Genomic DNA, 655 nt, shown 5'->3' with positions numbered 1-655 from the left:
TACTACTTTGTAGTTTATTCAACAACGGACTATAAGTATAGTTTTGATAGCAAGGCAAAATATCAAAAAGATTTGCCAATTTCAAAATATTATATGTACCTTTGCTGCATAAATTAGAAAGATATGGATACAGACTATTTATCAAGAAACACTTATGATGCAGTGATTACCACAGCAGAGCGGTTTAATCACGATTTGACATTGCCGTTTGGTGTGTTGGCGTATGATTGCCAGTCGGAGGAGGAATATCTGGAGGAGGCGGAAGGTTTGGTTGATTATTGGCTACACTATGATGATAAGGATGAACTTATGGACGATATTTTTTTCGGAGAAACTGTTGATGAAAAGCAGTTTATGACGGTTTTGAACAAAATCAAAGATAATATCAAAAAAGTGCGAGAGATTCCTGAAGCAAAAAGAAAATATGATTTTTGAAACACCAACATCAAGTTTAAAAACATCTTTCGCCCCAATCTCAAATTCAGACACAACAATTCTGATATTAGGCTCACTCCCCGGCGACAAATCGCTGGAACTTGGCGAATATTATGGGCATCCGAGCAACCGGTTTTGGAAAGTTATGGCGCACATCACCGGGGATGAGCAGCCTCTCACTTATGCGGATAAAAAGCAGTTGCTCCTGAAATCACACATT

At 38.2% G+C, this 655-nt stretch carries 2 protein-coding genes; both read left to right on the top strand.

Going from position 1 to position 655, the window contains the following annotated elements:
- Positions 1–123 precede the first annotated feature (123 nt).
- The gene (locus ASC50_RS02905; RefSeq protein WP_056928671.1) at positions 124–435 is read left to right on the top strand and encodes a hypothetical protein; all 312 of its coding nucleotides are present in this window, start codon (positions 124–126) and stop codon (positions 433–435) included.
- Positions 425–655, top strand: a 231-nt coding sequence (locus ASC50_RS02900; RefSeq protein WP_162491127.1) for a uracil-DNA glycosylase family protein, incomplete at its 3' end; no start/stop codon positions are given. The genes ASC50_RS02905 and ASC50_RS02900, both read left to right, overlap by 11 nt.

The sequence above is a fragment of the Candidatus Symbiothrix dinenymphae genome (assembly GCF_001431085.1).
The sequence above is the reverse complement of the archived record's forward strand: the minus strand, read 5'-3'. Positions and strand labels throughout refer to the sequence as shown.